25 protein-coding genes are annotated in these 26,887 nt (G+C 64.0%); 14 read left to right on the top strand and 11 right to left on the bottom strand.

Annotated features, from left to right (window positions below; translation table 11 throughout):
• Positions 1-26: 26 nt before the first annotated feature.
• Complete coding sequence (locus ACI3KX_RS00590; protein WP_404907064.1) at positions 27-368, top strand: ArsR/SmtB family transcription factor; 342 nt, start codon at positions 27-29, stop codon at positions 366-368.
• Positions 369-528: 160 nt separating this feature from the next.
• Here the strand turns inward: ACI3KX_RS00590 and ACI3KX_RS00585 are convergent, their stop codons facing one another.
• On the bottom strand, positions 529-1,305 hold the full coding sequence (locus ACI3KX_RS00585) for a hypothetical protein (protein ID WP_404907063.1): 777 nt from the start codon (positions 1,303-1,305) through the stop codon (positions 529-531).
• Here ACI3KX_RS00585 and ACI3KX_RS00580 point away from each other — a divergent pair.
• Positions 1,293-1,472 (top strand): helix-turn-helix domain-containing protein, encoded by a 180-nt coding sequence (locus ACI3KX_RS00580; protein ID WP_239453273.1) that lies wholly within the window; start codon positions 1,293-1,295, stop codon positions 1,470-1,472. The genes ACI3KX_RS00585 and ACI3KX_RS00580 overlap by 13 nt on opposite strands.
• 133 nt (positions 1,473-1,605) lie before the next feature.
• Here ACI3KX_RS00580 and ACI3KX_RS00575 read toward each other — a convergent pair whose 3' ends face one another.
• Positions 1,606-2,412, bottom strand: a complete 807-nt coding sequence (locus ACI3KX_RS00575) for a nuclease-related domain-containing protein (RefSeq protein ID WP_404907061.1) — start codon at positions 2,410-2,412, stop codon at positions 1,606-1,608.
• Between the two features lie 197 nt (positions 2,413-2,609).
• Between ACI3KX_RS00575 and ACI3KX_RS00570 the strand changes: the two genes are divergently transcribed.
• Positions 2,610-3,800: a hypothetical protein gene (locus tag ACI3KX_RS00570; protein ID WP_404907059.1), complete on the top strand. Its 1,191-nt coding sequence runs from the start codon at positions 2,610-2,612 to the stop codon at positions 3,798-3,800.
• A gap of 93 nt (positions 3,801-3,893) precedes the next feature.
• Here the strand turns inward: ACI3KX_RS00570 and ACI3KX_RS00565 are convergent, their stop codons facing one another.
• Together ACI3KX_RS00565 and ACI3KX_RS00560 are read right to left on the bottom strand one after the other, a co-directional pair.
• Positions 3,894-4,628 (bottom strand): TIGR02391 family protein, encoded by a 735-nt coding sequence (locus tag ACI3KX_RS00565; protein ID WP_404907057.1) that lies wholly within the window; start codon positions 4,626-4,628, stop codon positions 3,894-3,896.
• Positions 4,629-4,980: 352 nt separating this feature from the next.
• Complete coding sequence (locus tag ACI3KX_RS00560; RefSeq protein ID WP_404907055.1) at positions 4,981-6,084, bottom strand: DUF2510 domain-containing protein; 1,104 nt, start codon at positions 6,082-6,084, stop codon at positions 4,981-4,983.
• A 439-nt stretch (positions 6,085-6,523) separates the two neighbouring features.
• On the opposite strand from ACI3KX_RS00560, the gene ACI3KX_RS00555 reads away from it, so the two are divergent.
• From ACI3KX_RS00555 to ACI3KX_RS00545, 3 genes are read left to right on the top strand one after another with little or no spacing between them, the layout of a single operon-like run.
• A complete protein-coding gene (locus tag ACI3KX_RS00555; RefSeq protein ID WP_404907053.1) occupies positions 6,524-6,976 on the top strand; it encodes a hypothetical protein in 453 nt (150 codons plus the stop codon).
• A gap of 5 nt (positions 6,977-6,981) precedes the next feature.
• Complete coding sequence (locus ACI3KX_RS00550) at positions 6,982-7,464, top strand: hypothetical protein (RefSeq protein ID WP_404907051.1); 483 nt, start codon at positions 6,982-6,984, stop codon at positions 7,462-7,464.
• 18 nt (positions 7,465-7,482) lie between these two features.
• Entirely contained in the window at positions 7,483-7,890 is a 408-nt protein-coding gene (locus ACI3KX_RS00545) for a hypothetical protein (protein ID WP_404907050.1), read from the top strand.
• 75 nt (positions 7,891-7,965) lie between these two features.
• On the opposite strand, the gene ACI3KX_RS00540 is transcribed toward ACI3KX_RS00545, so the two are convergent.
• The 4 genes from ACI3KX_RS00540 to ACI3KX_RS00525 form a co-directional block, all read right to left on the bottom strand.
• The gene (locus ACI3KX_RS00540; protein ID WP_404907048.1) at positions 7,966-8,490 is read right to left on the bottom strand and encodes a hypothetical protein; all 525 of its coding nucleotides are present in this window, start codon (positions 8,488-8,490) and stop codon (positions 7,966-7,968) included.
• Between the two features lie 208 nt (positions 8,491-8,698).
• Positions 8,699-9,535, bottom strand: a complete 837-nt coding sequence (locus ACI3KX_RS00535; protein ID WP_404907046.1) for a hypothetical protein — start codon at positions 9,533-9,535, stop codon at positions 8,699-8,701.
• A gap of 352 nt (positions 9,536-9,887) precedes the next feature.
• Positions 9,888-10,604: a hypothetical protein gene (locus ACI3KX_RS00530; RefSeq protein WP_404907044.1), complete on the bottom strand. Its 717-nt coding sequence runs from the start codon at positions 10,602-10,604 to the stop codon at positions 9,888-9,890.
• 108 nt (positions 10,605-10,712) lie between these two features.
• Positions 10,713-11,888: a hypothetical protein gene (locus ACI3KX_RS00525; RefSeq protein WP_404907043.1), complete on the bottom strand. Its 1,176-nt coding sequence runs from the start codon at positions 11,886-11,888 to the stop codon at positions 10,713-10,715.
• A 536-nt stretch (positions 11,889-12,424) separates the two neighbouring features.
• Between ACI3KX_RS00525 and ACI3KX_RS00520 the strand changes: the two genes are divergently transcribed.
• Entirely contained in the window at positions 12,425-12,709 is a 285-nt protein-coding gene (locus tag ACI3KX_RS00520; RefSeq protein WP_404907041.1) for a hypothetical protein, read from the top strand.
• Between the two features lie 238 nt (positions 12,710-12,947).
• On the opposite strand, the gene ACI3KX_RS00515 is transcribed toward ACI3KX_RS00520, so the two are convergent.
• Positions 12,948-16,688, bottom strand: coding sequence for a P-loop NTPase fold protein (locus ACI3KX_RS00515; protein ID WP_404907039.1), 3,741 nt, complete (start codon positions 16,686-16,688; stop codon positions 12,948-12,950).
• Between the two features lie 234 nt (positions 16,689-16,922).
• The gene (locus ACI3KX_RS00510; RefSeq protein ID WP_404907037.1) at positions 16,923-19,493 is read right to left on the bottom strand and encodes an AAA family ATPase; all 2,571 of its coding nucleotides are present in this window, start codon (positions 19,491-19,493) and stop codon (positions 16,923-16,925) included.
• A gap of 728 nt (positions 19,494-20,221) precedes the next feature.
• Here ACI3KX_RS00510 and ACI3KX_RS00505 point away from each other — a divergent pair.
• The 3 genes from ACI3KX_RS00505 to ACI3KX_RS00495 all read left to right on the top strand — a co-directional run bounded on the left by ACI3KX_RS00505 (position 20,222) and on the right by ACI3KX_RS00495 (position 23,019).
• Positions 20,222-21,247 carry a DUF3800 domain-containing protein gene (locus ACI3KX_RS00505; protein ID WP_404907036.1) on the top strand — a complete coding sequence of 342 codons (1,026 nt, stop codon included), beginning with the start codon at positions 20,222-20,224 and terminating at the stop codon, positions 21,245-21,247.
• 70 nt (positions 21,248-21,317) lie between these two features.
• Positions 21,318-22,061, top strand: coding sequence for a hypothetical protein (locus ACI3KX_RS00500; RefSeq protein ID WP_404907035.1), 744 nt, complete (start codon positions 21,318-21,320; stop codon positions 22,059-22,061).
• Positions 22,062-22,233: 172 nt separating this feature from the next.
• Positions 22,234-23,019, top strand: a complete 786-nt coding sequence (locus tag ACI3KX_RS00495) for a hypothetical protein (protein ID WP_404907034.1) — start codon at positions 22,234-22,236, stop codon at positions 23,017-23,019.
• A gap of 257 nt (positions 23,020-23,276) precedes the next feature.
• Here the strand turns inward: ACI3KX_RS00495 and ACI3KX_RS00490 are convergent, their stop codons facing one another.
• Entirely contained in the window at positions 23,277-23,675 is a 399-nt protein-coding gene (locus ACI3KX_RS00490) for a hypothetical protein (RefSeq protein ID WP_404907032.1), read from the bottom strand.
• 170 nt (positions 23,676-23,845) lie between these two features.
• Between ACI3KX_RS00490 and ACI3KX_RS00485 the strand changes: the two genes are divergently transcribed.
• From ACI3KX_RS00485 to ACI3KX_RS00470, 4 genes are all read left to right on the top strand, one after another.
• Entirely contained in the window at positions 23,846-24,220 is a 375-nt protein-coding gene (locus ACI3KX_RS00485; protein WP_404907030.1) for a hypothetical protein, read from the top strand.
• A gap of 261 nt (positions 24,221-24,481) precedes the next feature.
• Entirely contained in the window at positions 24,482-25,396 is a 915-nt protein-coding gene (locus ACI3KX_RS00480; RefSeq protein WP_404907028.1) for a hypothetical protein, read from the top strand.
• A gap of 64 nt (positions 25,397-25,460) precedes the next feature.
• The gene (locus ACI3KX_RS00475) at positions 25,461-25,985 is read left to right on the top strand and encodes a hypothetical protein (protein ID WP_404907027.1); all 525 of its coding nucleotides are present in this window, start codon (positions 25,461-25,463) and stop codon (positions 25,983-25,985) included.
• A gap of 10 nt (positions 25,986-25,995) precedes the next feature.
• Entirely contained in the window at positions 25,996-26,505 is a 510-nt protein-coding gene (locus ACI3KX_RS00470) for a hypothetical protein (RefSeq protein ID WP_404907025.1), read from the top strand.
• Positions 26,506-26,887: the final 382 nt, after the last annotated feature.

Genomic DNA, 26,887 nt, shown 5'->3' with positions numbered 1-26,887 from the left:
GCGGGGCGAGCGGCGGGAGCGGTGCCATGACCGACCAGCAAGACGTCGGAGAGTTCGCGTCCGATGGGCTGGAGATCCTCTTCGCTGCCCTTGCCAGCCGGGACAGACTGTCACTGATGAGTGTCTTGCTGAGGGAAGCGAAGGTTGATGGCCTTCGCGGATCGTCGATCTCGATGCTCGCATCGGAAGCAGAGATCTCGCGGTTCTCAGCGTCGAGGCATCTGTCCATATTGAGACGAGCCGGCCTTGTGGAGGCAAACTACTCCGGTCGCCGCACCCTTCATCACTTGAACGTCGCGCGACTCGAGGCGATGGAGGACTGGCTCTATCCGTTCGTTCTCGAAGGCGCGGCAGGACAAGACCGCTAGAGTGCGGCTCAGGTGCGACCCACGGCACGGGTCCTCGCATCGCGTCGCGCGATCGTCGACTCAAACGCGTCCGGCTCGGATGGCAGGCGCAAAGTGCTCAAACGGCCCGATGGCTCCAAACCGCTAGGAAGCGGCCCGGACAGCACCCGCCGGTGTGTGCTCATCGCCCGATCGACGGCCCCCCGGGCCCAGACGGGCCGTAGTGCGGCGCTGTGGGGTCGTACGGCCTGCCGGGGTTGTACGGGTCCACCGCCGGCGCGCGGCGTGGCTCCTGGATACGCACTTCGGGCGCCAGACCTGAATCGCGCGCGCGATTCATGAGGCGCGTCGCGGTGCTCTGGCTGGTCCTGAGGGTGTCGGCGACGAGCTTGAGCGGCGGATAGCTGATCGCCATCGCGACGCGATAGACGGCGATCGCGGCGTGAAGGGTTTCCAAGGGCGCGCGCTCCTCTTGCGCCAGCACGCGGCTGAGAAACTCTCGCACGGGGATGCGGTGAGGCTCGCCCCCGTGCTCAGCGCCGACATCGACCGTGACGACCTCAAGGGCTGACCGGGTCATGATCCAGTGCGTGCGCACCTCGCGGAGCACTTGGCTGGTGATGTCGCCGCCCTCTCCTTCGCGCTCGAGGGCGGCGAACGCGACCGCAGTTCGGCCGAGCGCAGCATCCCACTCCACGCGCACGGTGATGGTGCCGGGCACGTCCTGCTCTCCAGACACCCGCGCGTGCCACGACTTCGGCAGCGTCACGCCGCTGCCGAGATCGATGCGTTCGTCGCTGAAGTCATACGCCTCGACGTCTGCCATGGAGCCCACTATTCCAGTTTGGCGACGATTCGCGAAGAAGACTGTCGATCTTGGCTCAAGCTTGTGGTAGCTTGCGACGAAGGGAGACTGACACTGCTGGCTCACAGGAAGGAAGGGCGATGAACCGGTCACAGGACTGCCTGGCTTTGACCATGAAGGATGCCGCCAAGCTCGTCGGCGTTGACTACCGCACGATCAAGCTCGGCATCGAGAGCGGGACGATCCCCACGGTCCAGCTCGGCCCGCGCCGGATGATCCCTCGCGTCCCGTTGCTGCGCGCATTCGGCGTCGACGCCTGATAGCGGCGCGACGGGCGAAGCTCGCCGACTCTAAGCAGTCGACGCGCCTGCGTGATTCCCAAGCGCGCCGCGAGCGGGAGGCGCTCCCTCGTCGGGCCTTGCTCAAGGCGCTGGCTCTAGCCCAGTGGCCGCACTATGCGCTGGGAAAGGCGCGGGCAAGTCGGGTGTGGATGAGGTCGACGTCGACGAGCTGCGGCGGGGCGTCCGTGACGCGTTGGACTAGCAGGCGCGGCCACAGAACATGGATATCGTCGACGCTGAAGGAGCCGCCGATCAATGGCCAGTCGGCTTCGAGAAAGCACAGCACGCCGGTCACCGGAGGCGCAGCTTCTCCGAGCGCCGCAGTCACTCGTTCGACCTGGGACTGCACTCCCTGGAGCAGCTTGGTGCCGTCGCGTCCGCCGATACGCAGAGACTCGACACGCGGCCGGATGATGCCGCCTTCCACCCGCAGCGCGGGACGCTTGCCCACGTATCGCTTCGCGTCGATAACCCAGACGCCCGTCGGGCCGATCGCGATGTGGTCGATGTTCGCTCGGGTACCACGGGTACGGCGGTCATGCAGGACGCGGAAGGTGTCAGGCAGGTCGGCCAGACGGCGCGCCAGGAGCTCTTCACCGACGGCGCCGCGTTCCCACGCTTTCGTGCTCTGCGGGTCATCGGTGAGCGCGAGGATCAGCCCGCTGAGCTTCGGATGGTCGGTACGGATCCGCTGTTCCCGGTTGTCTCGGCGGCGCTCGTATTCGCGTCGCGCGGACGCCCCCGCCTCGCTTCGGTCCACACCCGTGACCTCGACCGCGCAGTCGACACAGCGCACAGTCTTCGAGCCGCGCTCGTAGACCGCTTCCTCGCCGGCGGAGATCTGCCATGTGCAGAGCCGGCACGTCCCCCCGTACCGCAGCCGCATGCGTTTGTCGTCTGGCCCCAGTTCCGGCGTCACGACGTGAACGTACCAGCCCGGTTCGCCGGAAGTGCGTTATCGCCCGTCGAGGATCGACTCACTCGTGGCGGGTTGGGTAGGGGCCGCGCGCTTATCGGTTATTCCTGAGCAGCCAGAGGCGAGTGACGGTTCGGGAGTCGTAGGCCGCATACCCGACCTGCGCGCAGGAGGTCTCCGAAGCCTGAGATGATGCAGAAATGCCCTCCACGCGCGAATTGCTACTGGACCGTCTTCTCGCCGAGGCGGAGCTGCTGGCACGCGGCGCAAAGGGCTTCCGCGACGGGGAGTGGTCGGATGACCTGATCCTGCGAGTGAGGGAGAGCGCCGACCGGCGCGTGCGCCTGACGGATTGGTCGAAGTGGCCGGCGGAGTTCGGTGCGGAAGCGCGACACCGGGACGTGTGGGTTCACCACACCCTGTGTTTCTACGTGCAGCAGCACGTGGACCGCGGACGTGCCCCGTCCCGGACCGAGCATGTCTCGGTGTGGGCAGCGCGTGACCTTGCCTCCGCTCAGGCTCGGCAGGAGGTCGTGCAGCGAGAGCGGGCCGCGCAGTTCGCGAAGCTGGAAGCCGAGGCTGCCGAGCGAAAGAGGAAAGCGCTCGCGCGCGAGCGCAGGCCGCTCGAGGTCCGGTTCCTGCGACTCGCGAAGCTCGCGATCGCGCGAGCGGAAAAGAAGCAGAGCGAGGCCGAGGCGGAAGCGTCAAGGCGGCGCGCCGCGCACGAAGCTGGGGTTGAGCGACAGCGGAGGGCGGCAGCAGAGGCCATTGAGCGTCAGCGGGCAGCGATGGCCGCTGAAATCGAGCGTCAACGCGCAGCGATTGAAGCGGCCGAGGAGGAACGGCGCCGGACAGCGCGAGTGCACCGCGAAGTCATCGAACGGCGACTTGCGGCGCACCGCATGGACGTGGAGCGACATCGAGCTGCCAAAGCTCGCCTCGCTGACGAGAAGCAGGAAGCTGAGGTGCGACGCGTGCGGTGGTTGAACCGGCGTACGCCGGCGCCGGATCCACAGATCTTCGGTGTCTCCCACGAGGGCGCAGAGCATCTGACGGCGATGTGGATGCGCCACCTGGGTGTCCTCGACGCCGAGGTCACGCGCTACTCTGGCGACGGCGGCGTGGATGTGGCGAGCGCCGAATACGTAGTGCAGCTGAGGGAGAAGGGGACCGGTCGCAAGGTCGAGGTCAGCGGGACAGCGTCCGACGGTGAAGAGCTCAAGAGATTCCTGGCCGGCCCGCGAGTACATGGACTGGCCGCCACAATTCCGAATGTGTACGAAGCGAGCGGTTACGACGACTACGTGCTCGTTTCTGGGAACACGGAGGTCGACACTGCCGACGTTATTCGCCCCACAAACGACGACCGATTCACCATCGCTTTCGGCTAGGGTTTACCATCCCCATTCAGGCAGCGCACGTGAGCGCGCCCGGGGACGTGGACACGCACGACTTGCATCTGCCCGCGCGATCATGGCTTGATATCAACGCAACCCGGCTGCAGGTGTGGTCATGTCGGCGTGCTCGTAACGGATTTGGGTCAGCAGCAAGCTGGCGAGGCCAAGTACTCCGAGGGCATACTGCTTGGCGTCGGCTCTTTCCTGAATGTTGTGACGATCGACGTTGCTGATCGCCGCGACCATTCCGGTGCCAAGGCTGCGCCAACCTTCGGTCTCGTTGCGTTGGCTCCCCAATGAGAGCGCGCCGTCCGAACCAAGCGCCTTGGCAAACAGAGTCTGACCTATAAGCTTGCCGCCGTCTTGGTTGGTCGGGTTGCCTGCCCATCGCCGAACCTTGTCCTCAACGTAGATCGCAGCCGCGCTTGCGACTTGCTCCCACCGCTCTTCTTCGACTGAATGCTTGACGTGGTCCCACAGGCCCGAATCGTAACTACCGCCTTCGATCGCGGGGGCGCCGACGGACAACTCAAGCTCAAATATGGCCGCCTCCATCAGCCCGGCGGCATCCTGCACGCGAGCACGAAAGTATCGAGCATCTTCTTCGGCCTCGCCTGGTGCGCCACTGTATATGCCGATGTGATAGCCCAGCTTTCTGAACTGCTGCACGGTTGACGATTCGGCGCCGAGGCTGCGTTCGAGCACAGCGACAACCTTGGCCTTCCATTCCTTGTGCTGCGGCGTGGAAGCTTGCACGAGCGAGTCCTCGATCGCCTGCTGTTTCAGCTTCCGCAATTCACCGATGGCAATCTCCGGCTTCATCGTCGCACTCCCCAATCTCGATCTGACGCTATCGGCCCAGTCCGACAAGGCGGCCGAGTCCGATCCTCTAGCGTGCGGTGCACGAGTGCGGCACGGCCGGCGGGCACGTGACCACTTCGAGGTCTAAAGCGATGCGCACCACCGCGCCGGCGAGAACGTCACCTTCGATCGTCACCCGGCGCGCACGAATGACCTTGTTCGGTGTGATCCGCCAGCGGGCACGGGCACGATGAGGGGCGCCGGTCGCGCTTCACTGTGTTGTGTGTACCAGGGCCGCAAACGATAGGGGAGCGCCCGGAGGCGCCCCCTTGTGGTCGCGACCTTGGTTAGGTCGCGCAGTTGGTTTAGATGATCAGAGGTGAGGGTAGGCCCCGACCTTGCTGTCCAACGGCACCTTCCAGAACTCGACGTTCCACGCCGCCGTGCCGCCGGCGGGCACGCGGTCGGTGTAGGTGTAGTCGACGCCGACGATCTTCCCGCCGCCGTCGCGGGCAATCAGGTCGATGCGAATCATGTCCTGGTCCTCGGAGAAGTTACTAGTGACGGTGCCGTTGACGGTCATGTAGTCGTACTCGGAGCCTGTCTTCACCTCGCCGAGGGTGAAGGATCCCGTCTCGGCGGCAGGCGAGTGAGTGGCCGCGTCCGCGGTAGGCCCGCGCACCTCAATGTGGTCGATCTGCGCCGACCCGATGTCAAAGAAGTCCCCGACGTACCACGAGGTGCCCGACAGGATGGTGCCGTACGTGCTGTCGGTGTCAATCAGCACGCCGTTCGCGTCGTAGGCCTCCACGTCGATGCCGGCGCCGGCGAAGATGTAGTCCTTGTTCGGGTTGGTAACCTCCACGGCGTACCAGCCCATGCCGTTCTCGGTGTCCACGCCGAACGCGGTTTCCCCCAGCACCAGATCCTCGGCGTCGGCGACCACCGGTTCCTCGTCGACCGCCGGTTCCTCGTCGGCCGACGTCTCCTCGTCGGCGACGTCGGAGGTGCCGACCTCCTCGGTGACGGAGTCGTCGATGGCGTCGCTGACGGCGCCGGCGGCCAGCGCCATGAACACGATCACGCCGACGATCGTGCCGACCACGGAGACGATGATTGCGGTCAGGCCCTGCCATTTGGGCTTGTCCTTCTGGAACAGGGCGATGATGCCGAGGATGAAGCCGATCGGCAGGAGAATCCACCCGACAATCAGAGCGCCGGGAATGCAGGCGAAGATGAATCCGACGGCGGCCACTGCCAGGGCGACGATTCCCAGGATGTTGCGAGGCTTCTTCTCGGGTGCGGGTGCGGGTGCGGGTGCGGTCGGCGGGGCAGGAACGGCGCCGGTCGCGGTGGCGATGCCCCCGACAGGACGAACCTGGTCGGTCCACGAGGTGCCGTCCCAGTAGCGCTGCTGGCCTTCAACGCCTGCAGGGAACCATCCTGCGGGTGCGGATGTAGGGGTCGAATCGGTCAAGGTATTCCTTCCACGGAAAGGCCACGTCCGACGCCGTGACCCCAGTACACGAGTGCTCGCCGGGCAAAGGCGAGCTCGCGAGAGTTTATGAGAAGGTCCTCATCAAACCCGCGACTTTCGCTCAGGTTTCAGCCAGATCCGCGGCGAGTGAGTTGAGGGATCGCCTACGTCGTCCGCGGTCAAGTCTGAGTCCTGGCGCCGGTAATTGGCTGTCACCACACGCGGGCAGCTCATCGAGGAGCGCCGCGTCAGGCCATCGATCTCGCGGCGGCGGGAGACTTCCGGCGACATAGACGCGACGAGGGCGGAGGAGATGGATTCCCCGGGGATTGCTTCATGTCAGTGGACGCGAGTTGCGGGATTGCCGATGCTCGTGGACATCGGCTGCGGCTCCGCAGCGGGATGTCCGACGTGTCGACCGTGTCGATACAGTGTGGCCATGAAGAGCGCCACCTTCGTTCTCGCCCTGGCATTGGCCCTCACCGGGTGTGCGGCCTCGCCCGCCGCCGAGGAGGAAGGGCCGACGACGACGCCGGCCGCCGAGGAAGAGAAGCCCACGCCCACGCCGACCGCGGAGGCTGACGCGCTCGTGCTGTGCGAGCTGATGTCGCAGAAGCTCTTGGAGTACCCCGACTACGTCCTGGCTATCGCTAACGGCGAGTTCGATCAGGCCACCCACGACGACTTCTACGCGTGGGCGGAGGAGATGAAGGCAGTCGCGCCAGCGGACGCGAACGTGCCGCTGGCGAAGTTCACCGACCCCATCTACCAGGTGCAGGAGGTTGTCGAAATCGGTGGCGGGTCGCTGACGTTCAGCACCGACGACTACAAGGCGGGCAACCTCGAGATCATGGAGTACTGCGTGGACGCGGGCTTCAACGTCGACAACTGAGCCCGATGCGTCCGACGCTGACCGGCCTGCTGATCGGCAAGACTCACCTGTCCCAGTACATGGCGGAGACGTACCCGAACACCCTTCCGTTGCGCCGCAGCATCCGTGACGCGTGTGGCCCCATCCGCTTCACACCGGGCACCAGCAGGGACGGCGGTCCGGCGGGGTCCGCGTTCGACATGCTGGTCACCCTGACCGTCCAACCGGACCGCGTGCCGCTCGACCCGGCGCCGTCGTTGCCGTGGCGTCGCGAACAGGCCGAGCTTGCCGCTGTCGTCATCGAGCGTGCCGCGGCCGGTGTGAAGTCCGGGGACCGCAGCGACGACATCCTCCGCGCGCTGTGGATCCTCGGGCTGCTCGTGAATTCCATCCGGTCCGTTCAGTCGTATCTGTACAGCCCCGTGACCGCCGCCGTCCAGGACTCGTCCGGCGTCGAGGAGACGCTGGCGCGTCTGCACGAGGTCATCCCGCAGGCAGGACTCGACTAGGTCCGGCAGGTCGACTCCATGGCAGCCGTCGAGCTGTACCCGCGGCTGGGTCAGACTGTGCACCTGCACCCCTCGCTCAGCAACGACACCCTCATGGCCGAAGCGGACATCATCACGGACGGGCTGCTCCTGGACCTCAAGTCGTCCCGAGGCAAGGCGAACTCCGCTGGGTTGTTCGCGCTGTTACCCACCGCCCGCGACATCTACCAAATCGTCCTCTACGGGCTCCTCAGCCGAGGCGGGCCGGAGGAGCGCTACGGCCGCGTCACCGACGTCGGCATCTACGCCGCGAGATACGGGAGGCTCGTCGCCTGGCCGCTGGAGCAGCTGATGCTCGTTCTCGCCGGCGAGACACTCGACCCCGACGCGGAGCTGCAGCACATCCTCGCGCTTGCGCACCAGGCGGACTACGACCCGTTCACATAATCCAACGATCCGCATACGGCGGCGCACGGCAGTGGTGCGTCGCGGGCGTTGGCACCGGCGCCCGGTTGACCCCCGCTAAGGAGCAACTCTCTTGGTCACGCCCGCCTTCCGAGTGGCCGCGTGAGTGAGCGTCGGCGGACTTGGCAGCGAACGGACGAGGCTATGAAGTCGAACAGACCGTATTGGCCATCGCTTGGTCGCGCGTTCAAGTTCGCCGTCGATCTGCTCGATCCATGCCCGAGCGCGTTTCCCCGTCGCCGAGCCGGGAAGGAACGAGTCCTCGCCCTCGAACAGACATTCCGTCGCCTTCGACCACCAGGTAGCGATCCGGGGATCGACCTCCGCAAGCGCCATCTGCACAGCGGGGCGACGAGGGGCGGTCCGACCGTAGGCCACAGCTCGCGCAATTGTGACGCCGAGGCCGTTCTCGTAGATTCGCGCCATCGCGTGTCCCCAGTGGCGAGCAAGCCAGAACGCTGCGGCGTCCTGCCGACGTCGCTCGACAGCGCGCTCCAACGCAAAGGCCAAGAACACACCGAACGCCGTCGCAAGGGTGGTGAAAAACACGCCGAGCCAGAACGCGGGATCTTCCAGAGACATGGCCCGAGCCTATGGGGCCGGCGTTACCCTCCCGATAGTCGTCGGGCTTCTCTATATCGCTGGAGCCGTCGCGGCGGTTGTGATCCTCATTCGCGCCGTCCGTTGGAAGCGCCGCGCAAGCCCCCATAGCGGCTGACGATATGTCGACCAGGCGGGGTCTCGTGAAACGGCGGTCGCGCGCGCCAGGTTCCGCAGCCCGCGCCCTCGATCACGCTCGATCTGGCGGCTCCAGAAGAGGAGGACGAGGTTGACGTTGCGCGCCCGAGAGCCGAACTTTCGAATCCCCATCTGCTCGCTCGAATGTCGCGGTGCGCCATTCGACGCCACCGGTTGATTCGTTCCCAACCAAATGCGACCCGGCGAAATAGCGTTGATTGCCGTGGACCACTCCGAGGAGCCTCGCGGGTCCAACTCGATAGATGCTGGCGAGCTGGGGGGCACCGCCCGATTGCCTATCAACACCGCTCACAATCGCATCGACGAAGCCACTGAAGACGGCTCGGCTCGTGTTCGCCGCATCGCTCGTCTGCCAGCGGCCGATGTGACGCTTGACGGCGCTGGCGCCCGAGCCAACGATTCTGATCGCGGTGGATCCGGGCGGAATGTTCACGTCTTGGATAGACCAGCCGTCATCAGCACGTGAGGAAGCGTGTCGACAAGAAAGTTGCCGCAGCCCGAACTCGCCTTGCATGCCGGCTCCATCGCGTGAGGCGATGAGAACTTCGATCTCCTGACTTTCACGTCGAGGGGGCCGGTAAGAGGACCAGGCGTGACGGAGGGCAGACGTCACTACGTCCTGGAGGCGGCTGCCGTTCGGAGCGAGACCGCGATCGATGCGCTCGATGATGCTCGGCAACACAGTCGAGGGGAATTCGAGCGTCCCCGCGAATCCCACCGCGAGCGGATGCACGGATGAGGCGAATACTTTCTGTGCCTCGTTCCACTCGCTGCTTGTTCCCGGCCACGAGATCTTGCTGTCCGCGGCGAGGTTCAGGGACGAGGGTCCTCGCGAGTCCGCAGCTGTCCACGCGATTAGGGACGTCACGTCAATTACGGTACTCCCGAGATGTGCCAAACTATCGGAGCGTCTCCGACGCCGCCTTATTCCGTTAGGTCGGGTGAGGCACGCAACTCCTGGGACCGCCCCCAACCATGGCGGTACGAGGTGTCACTGCGGGATTTCGATCCCGCACCCAGGTCTTCGCCCCGGCAGCGGTCGCGTTGTCGGGGCACTCCTGCTTCGGCGGAGGCGGGTCTAGCGGTTCCGGTCGGGCGGCGGGTGGTGGCAGACGGGAATTGCATGCGGGCACCGGTGCGAATGCGGAGCCGTCTGCGCACGCTGGAATCACTGCGGCGGAGCCGGTGCTCAAGCAGCGCTGGCCGTCGGGGTCGCTCCGCTACTCCCCGTTGGGCGCATCTGAGCCGTACTTCCGCATGAACTCCATCCCAACCCGTATCGCCTCCTCAATCCGTATCCTCTCGAATCTGGTCAGCCAGTCGCGCATAGCTTGAAGTTCCTCAGGGTTGGGATACTCGCTTGGCTCGCGCGCCCACTTCTCGACAGTCGGGATAAGGTTCCTTTCAAGGTCGCCGCGCGTCATGAGTTCGATGAACGACATGCCTTCGGTGTCGGTCTTCTTGACAAGATCTTCCGGCGCGCTCGCCTGCTCTACTCGTATGTTCGCGTACTCGTACATCTCCGACGCGTTAGGGAGTCCCGAAGTCTCGAACGCGATCCGCAGGGCAGCCCACTCAGCCTCGGCGCCTAGTCGCTCAGCTGACTTCGGTTCTTTCGACTGTGAAGCGTTCAGCTGGTGCGCCACCCGGACCATCGAGCCCGCCAAGCGGGTACGTTGCTCACGGTCTTCAACCACTTGCCGCCGAGCTGTTTCGCTTTGGCGCTCACGCCGCTCATCATCGGCCGCCTTACGTGCGGCCTCCAGTTGCTTGGCGGTCGCGTCGCGGGATGCTTTAACGCTGTAGTAGATGGTGAGCACCGTGACGACCCCCGTAGCAACTACGGTCGCGAGAAACTCCCAGAAGGCGAAGGTCGCGCTCCACAAGACGCAAACGTCGTCGCTGAGAACGAAGCATGCCTTGCCTAGATGTGCCACGCCCGCCCTCTCGTCGACTAGTCAATCTGCCTGCTCTTCGGAACACGCGGCAACGGGGCCGCAGAACCCGCAACCAGAACAATAGTCAGCGGGCCACTCGGCCCGCAGCTACTTCGGATCGTTCCTCGGGGCGCCCGGCAACGCCGCCTCGGCCGACGCCGAACGCTTCTTGCGGATGCGAATCACCTGAGACTCCCATGCGTCAGCCCGAAGCGTCGCGTCCATCATTCGGTCAACGGCGTCAGAGATCTCCTTGGCCGGTCGCCGCAGGAGTTTGCTCATCGATGACATAGAGTCGATCGCCATCTTGAACTGGCTAAAGTTCTCCATCGATTCGCGGGACGAGCGCGCGAGGTTAGGAATGGCGTCGAGGAACGAATCGATCTCATCTCCGGCTGCCGATGGATTGCTTTCTAGATAGTCCAAGATCCCGGTGAGCTGCTGATCCACGGCTGACATGTCGCGGGCGAACCCAACGGTCAATTCAGTCAGTTCGCTCGCTTTCGGCTGGAGTGCGCTTGCAAACTTGGCGACTAGTGTCAGCCGTTGCTGTGCAGAAGGGTTCAGCGCGTTCGCCGCCTGAATCGTCGCAGTGGAGTCGACGGCTATTGCTCCCATCTCTTCGACGACACCACTGATCCGGTCCGTAGTCTCGGAAAGCCCGGGCATCGTGGCCTCGAAGCCGGCGAGCTGATCTAGAAGCCCCTCGGGCTCTTCTAGTTCGGCAGACGCTTCGTGCTGCTCGACGGGTTCCAGATCGTTTGGCTGGGCCGACGGCTCGGCGTCCTCGTTCCAGACCCGCGTCGCCGATACCGGCACGCCCGATTCTGCTAGACCAGCGCTCAAAGCCCTTTGGAGCTCTTTCCTGGCGTCGATGAGGCCCCGTTCGGATCGCGAGAACTGAATAGTTCTGATCGCGGACACGTCGAACGGGAGCTGACCGTACTCGCCGATCTGGATCGTCAACAGTGGGCGGGTGTGACGCAAGCCAAGCTCATACATCACGTTCGGGTTTCCTCCGCTAACGTCAGCAATGACCACTTCGTCGTCTCGGAGGCGTCGGAACACTTGTTCCGTGATCTCACCTGTCGCGGCGATCTGGTCTGCACGCACCGGGTCCAGACCGAACGCGTGGCAGGCCGGCTGAACTACCTTCTCGAAGACGTCGAGAGCATCCTCATATATGTCCCGTGCCGGGTCACCGATAGGGGCGAACTTGCTCCCGATCGGCCCGACAACGAAGCAACGGAGGGGAGCGTCGCTGCTGAGGGGTTCATCAGACATGTGTAATCTTGCTCTTTTCGATCAGTCGCGCAGATTGCACGAAGAGTCTCTTCCGCGTTTGAACGCGTACACCGCTGTAGCGAGTATTGCGCCTTATGCTTCACCGCCAGCACACGTATCAATTGCGAGGCGGCAACCGAGTCGACTCTCCTTAAGGTTCTGGCCGACTGGTGATGGTCGGATGAGTTGGGAACAACCCCGCCACCCGCGAGGATGATTGCATCCGACGCGTTGATTCCCGCCGAGACAGCGAGACTCACCGCGGCGTCGTAGGCGTTGATCTCCAGCGCCAGTTCCGCGACCAACATGAACTCCTCAGCTTTTGCGATCTTGGTCCGAACCGCGAATTGTTGCTCGGCTGACAGCACGTCCCTACGTTATAGGGCACGTACCCCGCTCCATGGGGCGATCGCGCGATCCAGGGCTACCGGTAAGGGGAAGCTGCTCTTCACCACCCCCAACACAAACGGCGGCGAGTCGATCAAGTACACGTCACGAAACGGCCGGCGACCCAGCTCCCGTGTCGAAATGTCGACTTGAACGGCGTCGTTCGTCCCGGCGCATCGCGCGTCGATCGCATTCCGGATCGCGACCTGGCCGAGCACCGCGACGCACTCATGGGCATCGCATGGGGACTATCCATGTATTCGCCCGCCTTCGCCGAACGCAACGCCGAGCTACGCGCAGGCGGCATGGCTCCCATCCAGGCGCGTGTCGCGCTGGCTCGTAACGCCTGCCGCCTCATCTATCGGATGCTCGTGACTCAACAACCCTTTGATGAACAGGCCTACCGTCAAGGGAGGCTCAGCCGCGGACGGTGACGGCCACGATTGCTATGCCGCTCGACGGCGCAACTTAGCTTCCCGCCCGTCCGCGCTGAGCCGCCTCTGACGGCGAACACGAAAGCCTGCCGCACCACGGCGCCTGATCAGCCTGCCGAACCTCCGGCGGCTCAGCCTTCTACCCGGAACGCACTTCATCACCCAACAGCCCGGACGCACCATCACGCCCGGGCTGATCACGCACGCCCGAACCACACCTTGACTCATGACGCGAAAGCTAAGCGCTGGTGTCGACTTCCTTACGATGACCGAAGAATCCCGTCCGCCTAACGGCGTATCCAAGCGACTCCAGTGCAGCCGTGGCCCGCGCCTCGAGCGCGGGCCGACCAGCGCAGCCGGCGACCACCGCATCGCCGAGTTCCTTCTTCACTGACCGCGGCACCGGCCGGGCGAGGTTGGGAAGATGCGACAGGGCGGGCTCCACAGCGGTGACGCCCTGGCGGAAGATCGGAATCATGATCTGCTTGATCAGTTGCGCTCGCGAACTCGACTCGGAGATGTTGGCTAGCCTCCAAAGTCTTAGGGCTTCGACGCGGGCGGGATTGGTGGAGGATGCCTGGTATCGGGTGATCAGCATGGCTGTCGCCTCTTGGTCAGGTAGTTCGCGAAAGCCAATTGACAGTAGACGATCGTCAGCAAGATAGCGGGCGGGGTTCTCAAGGTAAGGACGGACGAGGTCCGCCCTTTGTGCCTCCCCTGCTCGGCCTCTCCACGACTTCATAGCTTTTGCGAACTCGGGCGGCGGCGGCGTCGCCGCGCGCAACGTCGTGTCAAACACGGACAGCACTGCTCCAGCTTCCTCGTCCGTGGCACTCAACCAATGAAGAGTCATGCTGTTGTATGCATCGGAGCTCAGGTCGGCTTTGTAGGAGAGCAGTGTCCTGGCATCGGGCGCGCGCACGCCGCACGACGCAGCAACGTCTGGGGCGAGGTCGGCGACAGTAGCCCGAAGGCGAGCATCATCGAACTCCGACAGCCACGTGCAGTCGCGCAGCGCAGAGACCAGTTCGAGGTAGTCGTTGCCTTCGACCTCATTGCCCAACACCGACTCGACGCGGGCCGTTACGAATGTCGCCATCGGGGACTCTACCTGCTCTTCCTCATGGTCCAGCTTGAGCACGTGGACAAGCGTGGTGATCTCGTTGTGGTCCACGCGACGAGCGTCGGCCACTCCGGCGTGGGCGAGGACTTCCGCCACCTCCCTTCGCCTGAGCCAACCGTCAAGGTCCGCGGAGTCCTCCACCAATTGGCCCAGGTCCGAGGCAGCATCCTGCAGGGTCTCGAGGGTCTTGTCATCCACCGCATGAAAGAGCGGTTCGATCCGTTCGGCAACGAGCCGGAGTCGAGGCATCTGCTCCTCGTCGGCCAGCGCTGTACCACGCGCAGACACCACGAGGCGCTTGAGCTCCAGCGCGGAGGCGGCTGCCAGAGGGACACTCGGGTCTATGACCGCCAGCCATTGAGCCCAGACGGCTAGTTCGCGCCGCTGTAGTTGGTTGAGAATCAGCCGGCTCAGCTCCGCTTCCGCGACCGGAGCGAGGACTGGTAGGAGTCCTTCAACAGCATCGCGACCGATCTTGACGTCGGCGCTGAGTAGGACGCTGGCGAGGCGCTCTGCACCGCCCTGATCTACCGCTCGACGTGTGCGGATCAGTTCGGCAAGGGCGTCGACGGTGGAGGCGGGGTCAAATGGCTCGATCAGTTCGTCGTCGTCGGCGGAAGCTGGCGGGGGAGCGCCTCGACGCACCCCATTGACCGCCGCCGCAGCCGACGCGGCCGCGGCCTTTGTCGCACGTTCCCACTCCTCACGAGCCGCGGCCGCTTCGCGTGTCCCTGCCGCCAACTCGGGCCCGACAGCCGAGACAACTTCGGAAAACTGGTCGTTCTCGAGGTCGGCGAGCGACGCTGTGAGCTTCTCTACGTCATCGCTCAACAGGCGTCGGTGCAGGATCTCGGAGAATCGGTCGGAATCGACTGACCGCGCAAAGCTTGAACTGCGCAGCACGACGCCAAGTAGTTTGTCATCGGTTTCGACGGCATGCGTCGCGAGGACATCCGCGCCGAGCCGAGTGGCCTCCTGTCGATCGCTCGCGAGCGCCAACGTCCAGGCGCCGAGCGCGGTCGCTTCGCCGATAATGTCGGAGTTCTCTTCGACGAGCTGCCCCACTACATGGACGCAAGCGTCCGCAACGCTCGACGGAACTTCGCCTTCCCCGATCGCCGCGAGGATTGCACGGGCGACATTCTGAGACTCGTAACCGATGCCGGTGCGTGCTTGTTGGATCAGCAGGCGAAGCGCCGCCAAACGACCGTCTTGGTCAAGCTCCGCATAGCGTGTTCGCACAGATGAGAGCGAGCCATTTTGAGCGTCCCTCTCGAGCTGGGCGGCTAAAGGAGCCGGCAATCCGTAGAGCGGCCCGCTGTCCTGGAGGTGGATCAAAGCGCGGGTGGGACCGGTGATGAGCCTGGTGCGGGACAGGTAGTCGATGAGTTGTTGACCATGAGCGGACACGACGTCATGGTCGGGCCCACTCGCGTCCTCTTCTGCGTCTACATCGAGTAGCAGGCGGTCAACCTGCCGACGCCTCTGAGCGTATGCTTCCGCGATCCGCCTGATCTGGGGTGTGACGTGGGGAAAGTTCTTCCAAACGGCTTGTCGCGACGCGTCCGGCTCGGTTTCGGCGAGCGCCAGCACATAGGTGGCCAACTCTGGATCTGAGACCAGGTCCCGGGCGAAGATCGGGAACTCGACGCGCAAACACACGAGTCGCGCGAGTTCGTCGGCGGCGCCCGGCAGGTCGATATCCAACAGCCCGCTCGAGCGCCGAGCCTCGGCCAAACGGTACGCGAGCGCGAAGGAGTTCAGTAGGTTCTTGACCCGTCGAGGACTCCTCACGTGTGTCGGGATGAGGATGGACGCGATCACCCCCGTATCGACGCTCTGCCAAACGCCAGTCCTTCCTTGAACGAGCTCGGCGGCGAACGATGTCACGCTCTGGGGCATGAGCGGCGGAATTGAGATCTGATACTGGAAAACCTTGTCGAGGTATCCGCTGCCCGCGGAGTAGTACGGGTTGACGTCGTCCGCAGGAGTCGCCTGAGTGGAGCCCTCAGTGAGCGCCTGCTCGATAGATTGCGGATCAGCAGCGACGATGAAGATGCACTTGTCCACGCCTAAGAAGGTGCGCACAGCATCCAGCGTTTCGATGACCTCGTCTGGAGCGCATCGATCGATCTCGTCCACAAAGATCACGAGGCGTTCCGCTTTGCAATCGGCAACAAGCTGTCGAAACAGGTTTTCGAACTCTTCGTCGCTCTCTGCCTTCTCGATCCGCTTCTCCTGAACGAACGTCCTTCCGATGAGGGCAATCACGGCGGTCAGCAAAGTCGCAGGCACCAGAGAAGCCGGAACGGCGCTTGAGAACACGGCGATCAAAGCCGCCCAGACGTCTTGCTGCTGAATGATCGCAAACAGAGCGACCACGGCGAGGACCACCGTCACGCAGATGAGCGCGATGACGGCGAACGTGAGCAGCAGGCTCCCCACCTTTTTGGCAGGGACCTTGAAGTCAGTGTCGACTCGACCGCTGTACAAGTCCGAGTGGTACTTGGGGCTCTTCTGCCCTAGTTCTGTTGCAACTACAGAGACGAAATTGCGACGTAGCGGATTCTGGGCGTACTTGAACGCGTCGAACCGCGCGAAACGCATCGACCTCTCATTCGCAATTGCCGCGGCTAGCATCCGTCCCACACCGCTCTTACCGGAGCCCCAGGCGCCGTACAGCGCGATGTTGGATGGCGTAGGAACGGTTCGAGCGAGCTCGACCAGTTGATCTACAACGTCCTTATGACCCAGTCGGTCCTCATCGAAGCGCGCCACTTCGCGATCGTCGATGAGTTCACCTGGTTGATAGTTCGCCGCCACCTGATCCCCAAATCGTTCGTGAGCCTTCCCCATGCCAGACCGAGAATATCCACTTGTACAAGAACGTCGGGGCCGTCATGGGGGCGAGTTGGGTTCGCAGATGCAGTTCTTGAACCGGAGCTCGGCGTCGAAATCGATGGTGAGCGCTGAACCTCGGCTGGGACGCCACTGGAACGCACGGCCGACCCATCCACGAACGGCTGGCTCGCCCGCCGCCCGCCGCCCGCCGGCGCCCGCACAGGGACTCTCAATCGCAGTCGGTGGGCTCTACATCCCCAGCCTGCGCCCCGCACTCGGCGCCCCAGCCACCGGCCCCGTGACCACGGCCGCCTCCCGGGCCCTCGCCGCACGCCGCACCTCCGCCGCGGCCGCGCGCACAGCATCCTGCATCGTCAACTCCGGAGTGCCGCGCTGCATCGACTCGGCGAGACACTCGCGGGCCGCGGCATCCGTCCGCGCCACGACGATTGCGACGTTGTGCACCCGCCCCCGCGTGAGGCCGACGTAGAGCCCCGCGGCATCGACATCTGGCCCGACCACTGAGGCGTCGGCGGTGTCGCCCTGCACGCCGTGCACGGTGGACGCGTACGCGAGCTGCAAGTGCTCGCGCGCATACTCGGCAGACACGCGCCTCACCTCGCCGCTGTCGCTCACGGAGACAAGAGACACGTAATCATCGCGGATGCCTCGCACGATCCACTGCGCTCGATTCTCGACTCTCGTGAGCCGATCGTTGCGACGGGTCTGGACGGTGTCGCCGACGAGGATGCGCTGCTGCCCGATTCCCCACCCGGCGACGCGGACGTCGAGCTCGCCCTTATCGACTCGCCGCTGCTGGATGGCGTCGTTGATCGTATCCGCCTCAGCATTCGTGCCAGATACCAGCGTCACCCGCTTGCCGCGTGCGTGCCAGTCGAAGTACGCGTCGATCATCCGCTCACGCGCCGCGTCGTGATGATCGACCCGGTCGACGTGACCGTGTTCGGCAAGCTCGCCCGCAACCACCAGCGCACGCTCGCGATCACCTCCATCTCGGAGCCGCAGCGTGAGCGCCGCGTACTCGGGATCGCGGAACCGGTGCACCGTGTCGAGCTCGACCGCAGCGTTCGCGTGCCGGATCGCAGAACCCATCGCGCCCGCATGCCCGACCGGCAACGCCTGATGCGTGTCACCCACGAACGCCAGCCCCACACCCTGCTCGATCGCGAGCTCGACGAGGACGTTCGCCGTTTGCAGGTCGACCATGCCGGCTTCGTCGACGACGATCCGATCGCGAGAACGCAACACGTACTGCGTGGGTCCGCCGTACTCGGCGCCCGTGCTGGGATCGACCTCTCCCACTCGCAGCCTGGTCCACACCTTCGCGCCGGCCTCGTCGGTGCCCCATCGGTAGCCATGATCCGAGAGCAGTGCATGAATACTGGATGCCGCGGCCCCGACCTCCCGAGATGCCACCGACGCCGCCTTCCGCGTGGGGGCAACGACGAGCATCCGCCGCCGTTGCGACGTGAGCGCCGCGAACGCAGCGCGCAGCATCGTCGTCTTGCCCGTGCCGGCGGGGCCGGTCACCGTGACGAGCCCGTCGGTGCCGGCGATGGCGCACGCGGCAACGCTTTGCGACGCATCCAGTGCCGACAGATCCTCGTTCGGTGTGAACCGCTGCAACTCACCCGGCAGAATAGAACGCCCCGGTTGGGCGAGGACGTCCAAGCGGCCCGCGAGACGCACCTTGGCGCGGACGGTCTCAGTCGCCATGAACGCCTTGGCGTGCGCCGGAGGATCGTCCGCAATGAGCCGATAGACGGCACCCGTGGCGCGCTCCGTGATCTCGGCGATCGCACCATTGAGCCGGTCGCGCTCCGCAACGACGCCCGTGCGCGAGAGCGCGCGTATTGCGCCCGCGCGGATGTCGAACATGCTGAACCTCCCGCCGCAGGAGGTGGACCGTTCGTCGGCGTCGACCACTGCCTTCGCCGCGAGCAGATCCAGGTCGATGGCGTGCGGGTCTGTTGCAGCGACGGGAATGGGTGGGCGCGGGGTGGTCAGGCTCGGGTCGATCGCTGCGATCTCGTCGCGGACGCGCGCCTCCCACGACGCCTCATCGAGATGGGCCGGCTTGTTCGGACGCGACACCGCCCACGCGTGCCGGTCGATCTGCTGCAGCACCTCCACGCTTGGCGCAGATCCTCCGTGCGTCGTCGACCAGTCCTCGATCAGGCGCGCGCGGTTGGCTTCGATTTGCGACGACCGACGCGAGACGGGTCGGACGGCGCCAGCGAGTTCGGCGATCTCGCCAGTGTCCTCGAGCGTGTAGCCACGCCGGGCGAGCGCGGCGATCCAGGCGGGATCGGTGCGCGCGGCCAGCTCGCCCTCGGCGTTGACGACGGTGTGCAGTTTCATCGCGACGCGCGAGTCGAGGTTCGACCACTTGCCGTCCGCGCCGAGGACCTTGATGTTCAGCCAGAGGTGACGGTGGATGTGCGGGTCGAGCGCGCGCGAGCGCCGATGCTGCAGTTCGACGACCTCGATGCGGGTGATCTCCTCGCGCATGAGCCCTCCGTGCCCGCGCCGCGCGTTGAGCTCCGTCTGCCACGTGAGCAAGATGCGTTCCCGTAGCCGGTCCTGGAGCGCCTCGAACTCGGCGGCGAGTTCGGGATGCAGCAGCGCGGCGATGCTGTAGGACTTCGGGTGGTTGAGCGTTCCGTCGAGCAGCAGGTCGGCGTCGGGGCTCAGCCGCTGATGGCCGCGCTCTTCGCCGGTGACCGGGTCGTGTCCAGTGAGCCAGACACGAAGGCCGCCGGCGGTGAGCCCGTCGGAGGTGATGACGCCGTTGTCCACGATGAATCGTGAGACGGTCGAACCGGATGCGGCACTGTACGCTTCGAGCGCGTCAACGCCGGGGGAATGCGGAATGTGAGCATCGCAGGTGCCCTCCAGCGCGTACGAGATCGCCTGTCGAACCCCTCTGGATTCGACACCTCGCTTCCATCGCTCGAGGCCTCCTCGCATGCCGCCAGGATAGGTCGTGTTTTGCCCATTATCCAGGGGATTTTTCTAGTGTGCAGCTACGGGTAGGGGAGTGCTTCTAAACGGTGTCGCTCACCCACGGTGCCTGCGTGCATTGCTGGTTTTCCTTCTCTCTTCTTGGCTCGGTTCTTCCTCCTCCCTTCGTGGCTCGGTTCGTCTTGGGTCTTGGGTCTTGGGTCTGTGTGATCTCGGTGCGTCGCTTGTGGTTCTCTCGGCTGCCGGGAGCTGTCCGGCTATGGCCCCGCTATCGCCCATAGCATCGACCCGGCTATTCGAACCGGCACCACCTCATGCCGCACAGTCGTCAGAATCGGCACTGGATCCGTGCGGTGATCAACCCTCTCCCGTACGTTTGTGAAGTGACTTTGCAGGTCGGAGACCCGGGCGCGGCGAACTTCGTTCTCGCTCCACTCGACGTGGTTGGCAGACTCCTTTGGTCGCTCCCGGCTAGCGTCGCTCGATAGCTCTGGGTCGCGCCCTCCACTGACGGGAATTTGGGGCTGATGTTGTCAGCTACCGTGTCGGAAACGAAAGTTGGGATGGTCGTGCCGACGGAATACATCGAGGTGGCCTGCGACGAATCGGGCAACGAAGGAGAGAACCTCACCCGGGCAGGCAGCAGAGTGTTCACCCACGCCGGCGTGACCATCTCTGTCGATGACGCCGAGGACCTAATGAGTCAGCTGCGCGTCGATCTTGGTACTCAAGCCACAGAGATCAAGAGCAGCGTCCTCCTGAAGCCGGCAAACCGCGACGTGTTGGAGTGGCTCCTCACTGAACCTCGGCTGGAAGGCAAGGCAGACATCCATCTGACCGACAAGCGCTATTTCGTCGTCGGGAAGATTGTCGATCTGATCGTCGAGCAGGTACTGCACGAGGCGGGCCAGGACATATACAGCAATGGAGTCGCGGGCGACATGGCACGACTTCTATTCGTCGAGGGCCCCGCGCAACTTGGCACGGATTGGGAGACGGCTGTCGATCAGTTCAACACCATGCTCCGCACGACTGTCCGCAAGGGAGCTCCCGCTACTCTGTCCGACTTCTACGCGTCAATTGGCGCGCTCAGGCTCCGAGCGACGGGGATGCTCGCAGACCTTCTGCGGTTTGTCGACGCGGGTCGCGGTGAGGCGGCTGACCTCGTCGCCAACAAGACCAAAACTGCGGAAGACTATCTCGCGCTTGACCCCACCTTTGCCGCGTTGGCTACCGTCGTGCGTACGTGGCATGAGAGGACCGGCCAGCCGGTTCGCGTTGTTCATGACGAGACTTCGCTCCTAACCCCTCAGCGCATTCAGGCCTTGAAGAGTGGTCTAGCGGAGCCTGGCGTGCCCGAGGCGGGGCTCGGACCGGTGCCGTTGCTGAGCGTCACACTCGTTGATTCGAAGTCTGATCCCCGAATACAGATCGCGGATCTTCTGGCAGGCGCAGCCCGCCTCGTCGCTAGTGAGGCACTCGCAGGGCGCGTGAGTCCGTTGATTACCCAGTTGCGCCCCTTCTTCGATCCGAACGGTCTTTGGGGTGACCCGGTGTCATGGCGCACGCTAGTGAGCAGCGCGACCTAGCGCCCCGGCCCTCAGATATTCCGCCGGCGCCTAGGCGGCATTGACCGACTGCGCCGATAGGCTCCTGCCCATGAACCCGGCTCGCGAACTCCACAAGCTCCTATTCGAGTGGCGGACAGTGCCGGGAGGATCGAGCATTCTGAACGTGCGCACGGCGGTGCCGGATGAGCTTGCGCCAATGAACGGCTATACACGGCTGGTGAGTGCGAGTTGGTACCTAGGTGAGGTGGGGCGATCTCTCGACACCCTAGAAGCTGCTGGCGAGGACGTGGAAGCCTATCGCGCCTTTCTTCCCGCGTGGTGGGACGCTCTCTATGTATCCAATCAGCCCTGGAACGCAGGGACGAATGGTGAGACCGACACAGTGCCGTGGGACTCTCTGGCGACCCTGAACATGTACGCCGGCTACCTTGACAAGACGCGCATCCAGCCGTATCTCGGCGACGTCGGCGGCTTCGTCGCGGCACGAAACGCCACTGACCAGATTGTGACGACTCTCAGAGCACAGGGCGACATCGACCCAGACACGAAGACCTATGTCTTCGAACTACTCGATCAGATTCGCGGCATGCTCGACGCGGAAGATCTTCGCGTCCACCGCGACCTCATTCGAAAGGTCAACGAGCTGCGGGGATGGCTAGCCGTTTACGAGGACTTTCTGGAGGCTAAGGCGCCGGGGAACCCGATCATCAAGAAGCTGAAGAAGGCCGCCAAGACTCTCGTACCACCGAGCAAGCTTCTATTCGGTGCTGGAGGGTTCGCGCTTGGAGCCGCGGCTGATCTAGTGCAGATAACGCAGGGCGCCGGAAGCTAGACGCCACTCATCTCGCTGCCGAGAGGCGTCGCTTGCGCCTACGAGGTGCTCGGGAATGGACCCTCATGGGGGCGTGTCTGGCGCCGCGCTACGCCGAGCCAATGGGATGATGCCGCAGTGGTGGTGCGCGTCCACCACGAGATAGAGGGGCGCTCGCCAATATGATTCGCGAGTGGATTACACCTTCTTCACCGACGTGCTGAGCGCCCTAACACCCCTTGTGATCCTGGTCGTCGCTGTGCTTGGCCTCACGGTTTGGCGAGCCGACCGAAGGAGACAGGCTCGCCTGGAAGAGGCGCGGCTGCGGCTTGAACATGATCGTCTCGCATACGAAAGTGAGCGCGATGATCGAGCGCAGTCGGAGCAGGAGCATCTGCGCGCGGAGGAAGCGGCCTTCAGGCGGGCAACTTGGATTCCTGAAGGAGATCCCGACGGGGTGTTCATTCTTCACATCTCGTCCGCCGACCCGGTCGGCGTAACCCGCCTCGTCGCAGCGGCCCAGGCGATGTACGCGGCGCACGGCTTCGAACGGCCGGAAATCGTCGACGTCGAGCGCGGATCAGTGAAGGTGAAGTTCCGTACCCGGATTGCCAACCTCTTCCGAGATGAGCGGACTCGCGAACTCCTTTCGGAACTGCGCATCGCTGCCGAAGAGGCGTCCATCGGACGTGTCGTTTCCGAGAACAACGAGCGAAACGCCAATGCAGCCTCTCAACTCATCCGAGAGATGCGTGAAATCGACGGAAGCGCAGAGTACATCTCGCCAACGATGGCGGTAGTGAAGACGATTGATGAGGAAGGCCGGCCGCGGATTCAAGTGCGTATCCCGACCGCTCGCGAATTGGTGGAGCTCCGTGAGGCCGATACGCCAAACCAGGAACGAGTGATCACACAGCGGGCGCCGCGCGCGATTCAAGCCTCGACAGAATCCCCACTATCTGTCGACGACCCCGCCTGAGGCAAATCGGCCGGGGTTGTTCAGCGGTTGACATCGAGTTGTACGGCGCGATGCTCCATGCCCAGTGACCTCAGTTGCAGTCGTCGTGACCGTAGGGTGACCGCAACCGGCGATAGCTTCGTCTCGTGACCCCCTCATCTGGACCGACGCCACCGGTAGCGCTCGCAAGCAGTGAGATCGCCATGCTCACAGAAACGATGCGCGACCTCCAGATGTCCGTCGCCGAGTACTACGCCGACTCGGCCGGTGCCGGCGACCTAGGCCGGCGCATCCGCGGATTCCTGACTGCAACGCAGACTTTGAACGACCTCCTCGCGAACCAGGTCGCGCAGGCGCCGGCCTACACGAGCCTGTTTACGAACGATCGCCACCCGGCTGCAGGACTTATCGAAGCCGTCAAGTTCGCTAGGAACATCCAGCAACACGTCCTTCACATCGTGCGTCCGAGCGACAACATGACGCTGATCGGCGGCACTCTTGGGTTCCGCTTCTACGCCGTGTGGGATGAAGTCCCGGCGGATGTCGTCGCTCGCCTCCGCCGAGGTACCCAAGCGCTCGAGCCGCAGTACCAGGCCGAGCTGAAGGGCAGGGAGGTCACGGGGACGATGATCGCGGTGCTCCGATTCTTCGCCGAGGTGGTGCCTCAAATCATCCACGAGACGAGCGCGGCGAGTGGACGGGATTTCTTCTTCTCAGCCAGCCGGGCGTCAATTCCGCCATCCACCCCGAAGAGCCCGAAGACCAGGCCCGCGCACGGGCGTGGATGGATGGTCGCCGCCCGGGCGGAGACTGCCGGGTTGTTTGTGGGCAGGTCACCATCGACGACGTGCCGTACGTGTACGGTCACACGTTCGTCGGGCGACTTTCCTTCGCACCGTTCGTCGAGACTGTCGAGCAGGCGAACTTCGACATCAGTCTCGGCTACCCATATCTCGAAGGTAACCTCGCCGCGAACTTCGACGACGTAACCGACCGATTCGACAACGTCCACCAGGGCGCCGTACTCCAAAGTCGAGGCGACGTCTCAACCTGGGCCACCCAGATAGGCTCATTCCCCGACCGCCTCGACTGGACTGCACCAGGAGTCCTCGCTGCATCGTGGGAGCAGGTGGTCAAGCTGGAGATCGACACGAGGATTCCGGGATTCAGCTATGGTCCGAGACGCGCGCGCCGTCTCAACGCGCTCGTGCCGCCTCGTTGAAGGCGTAGGGAGACCCTCACGCGAACAGGTGAACGGGCTGAGGGCTCGCTCGGTCAGAGGCGGAAGTGAGTGATGGATCGCGCAACGCATGCCCGCCCGGCACTCAGGAGCCGCGATGTCGGGCGCGGCTTTTCGGCCTTCGCTGGCGTAGCCAGCAATCCAAACAGATGAGGCCAGTTCCCTTGTCGTCAGCCCCTCGAAATCGCTAGAGCAAGCGCGTCTCAAGCTGCCCGCGTCGGTGGGGTCGGCCAGGATGGTCCCATGCCTTGGAAGCCCCGCGCCCCGGACCCTACGACCTGGGACGTTCTGCATCCGGGAGTGCCGTCCTGGCTCGAAGCGCCACTGTTTGATTGGGTGCAGAGAACCGTGCTTTCGGTCGCGATACCTCAAACGACGCTTGTGCCCATGCCTGTGCTCGGCACGACCCAAGATCCGATCACGAAGATGCTCCAAGAGTTCGATCTTGCGACGCGACGAGATACACCACTTCAAGTAAGCAGAAATCGTGATGGCATGCGAGGCGTGCGGACAGACATGACTGTCGATGAATGGCTGGAGTTCGTTGGCTTTCTCGTCTACTACGCGAACGGGAACTGGCTTGGCGATCAGCGAATTGAAGAGTTGTCGGTTCTGCTTGCCCGTGCCGGTTCTGAGTGGACCGTCGGTGAGCACGACGGCGGGCGTGGCCTTGTGAAGCGCGTCCCGGAGGGAGTCGCGGTCGCGGCGCGGGCGACTGTTGAGAGTTCGACTTCCGCAGGGATGCTGCTCGGCGAAGCATGGCACGCAGTGTTCGGCCGTAACCCCGATCCTGAAGAGGCCTACGAGAAAGCGATCAAGGCTGTCGAGGAAGCGGGCGCAGGCGTCGTGGCTCCGAAGAACGTCCGGGCCACGCTTGGCACAATGGTGCGTGACATGAAGGCGCAGTCCGATTGGAGTTTGCCGCTCGACACAGAGGAATCAGGCGCCCCAGTGCGCATGGCAGAGACCCTATGGCAGGGACAAGAGAGCCGGCACGGCGGGAACGGATACCGAAAGCCCACCCCGGAGGAGGCTGAGTCTGCTGTGTTGCTCGCTGTCCCGCTCGTTCAGTGGTTCACGTCGGGGCTTCTCGCGCGAAGGAAGCCGTCAGTTCGGCGCTCCTCGGCGCAGGACGTCCCCATGGCGTCGTCGCCTTAGGGTTCGCCAACCGCGTTCGCGTTGCTGACGGACTCCCATGAGCCTGGTCGATATGCTCAGGGCCATGACGACCGGTGAGTCCAACGACAAGCGGCCGGTCATCCGCTTCCGGAAGTCCGAGCTCGTCCTCGGCCCGAAGGTCTGGGCAGGATGCCTGATCGCAGCAATCCTGATCGGTCTGGGCATCTGGGTTTCACCGACCAACGGCTGGGCAGGCGTGGGCATTGGCGTCGCGGGCGTGCTCGGCGCAGCGCTCGGAGCGTTGTTCCAAACGACGCCGCGCGAGCGAGATTTCACCGCCAACGGAGCCAGCGCGGTTCGCGGCCTACTAGTCATTGCCGAGGATCTGGAGAATGCTCAGCTGCTTGCCACGCAACTCGCGCAGGCAGCCAACCCGAAGAATGGGCGTGTCTCTCTGGGTTTAGTCGATGTACAAGATCGGTTGCAGGCGGTGCGAGTGGCGCTGTTCACCTCCATGGCGGAGTGGAACACAGTGGCGCCCGGTTCTCTGGACGAGGTGAACCGGCTGCGCGACGAAGGACAGAAGGCGTTCGCTCTTCTGGCTAAGCAGGCTGAAGAGAATGATTGAGGAGCAGCCCATGGACGACGCGATCGAACTGGCGGAGGTCGTCGATCCGGACGAGCGCATCTACGGCAAGGTCGCGGAGGTCGTAAGCGATCGCGAAGTTATTCTGAATCGCGGTAGTGAGCACGGAGTGCATGTCGGAATGTACTTCGCGATCCTGGACCCGTCCGCGGTTGGAATTACGGACCCGGACACCGGGGAGCCGCTCGGTGATATCAAGATGGTCAAGATCGTTGTCCGAGCCATTGAGGTTGCCCCTAAGCTCACGCTCGCCAGAACCTTCCGCACGCGGCGCGTAAACGTCGGTGGGACAGGAGTCTTGGGTATCGGTGCTATCGCGAGAGGTATGCAGGAGCCTGAGTACGTCGAGAAGGTTGAGAAGCTGACTCTGGACAAGAACTCGCCTCGCAAGATAGATCCCAAGGATTCTGTCGTTGGGCGTGGAGACCCGTTCGAGTCAGCCTCGCCTGAAGAAGTCGAGGACGTCCGATCCATAACTGTTTGGGAGGAGCCGACATACTGAGTGGTGTCGGCGTGACCAAGAGCGAGATTTCGGCCGTGACCGGGCCTGCGAAGGAGGTTAAGGGTTCGACGATCAAGCACATCGCGAGCAAAAGTTCGCTAGGACCGGCCAAAGCGACCCCGAGCCTCGCCGAGTCATGGAAGTTTGATCGAACCAACGCTCCCAAGCGCGAAGGTTGAGAAGGCGCTTGGCTCAAATGGCCTCGGGCCCGTCAAGCTCCTGGCGGCACAGGTCCACACTGTCTCGTCGTTCGGAGAGTTGCGCAACAAGGTCGGTAGAGACCACGGAAAGTCCGTGCACCGGACGCGACTCGACGGTGCATGCGTTGTTTGCGATCGACACAGCACACACGCTGACTCCCTACATAGTTTCCTGATCGGGA

The sequence above is a fragment of the Microbacterium sp. ZW CA_36 genome (assembly GCF_044987475.1).
In the GTDB taxonomy this organism is placed as follows: Bacteria; Actinomycetota; Actinomycetes; order Actinomycetales; family Microbacteriaceae; genus Microbacterium.
Note: the sequence above shows the minus strand (reverse complement) of the source record. Positions and strands in the feature narration are given on the sequence as shown.